This is a genomic window from Stenotrophomonas sp. 3diitr2024, from assembly GCF_042136455.1.
GTDB classification, from domain to species: Bacteria; Pseudomonadota; Gammaproteobacteria; order Xanthomonadales; family Xanthomonadaceae; genus Stenotrophomonas; species Stenotrophomonas sepilia.
The window spans coordinates 1-332 of record NZ_JBHHMJ010000666.1 but is presented as its reverse complement, the minus strand read 5'-3'; the positions used below and the strand labels follow the sequence as shown (position 1 = coordinate 332).

Sequence of the window (332 nt, the reverse complement as noted above, 5' to 3'; positions counted from 1 at the left end):
AACTTCCACCTGCAGGCCCGGCATATCGCCATCGACGACTGCAAGCCATCCGGGTTCATTGCCGGTGGCACGGAACGCGGCATTGCCGGCGCTGCCATCGCCTTCGCCAGCTTCCACCACATGGCACTCGCGATCCGGCTGCGTCGTCCGTTCGTATACGGTGAAAGCAACCAGCAGGCCGGGCGCGACCTGGCAGACGCGCTGGCCTACCTGCGTGACCAGCAGAAGGCGGCCCTGGAAGTAGCCTGGGGTATTGCCGGCCAGCAGCTGCTCGATACGGCTGTTCAGCCCGCGCGCACCTTGCGGGCCTTCGCGCAGCGCGGTCAGCACGC

General features: G+C 67.2%; 1 protein-coding gene. It reads left to right on the top strand.

Features of this window, described 5'->3' with window-relative positions; all coding sequences use genetic code 11:
• Positions 1-120: 120 nt before the first annotated feature.
• Positions 121-332, top strand: a 212-nt coding sequence (locus tag ABGA94_RS17070; protein WP_375367835.1) for a hypothetical protein, incomplete at its 3' end; no start/stop codon positions are given.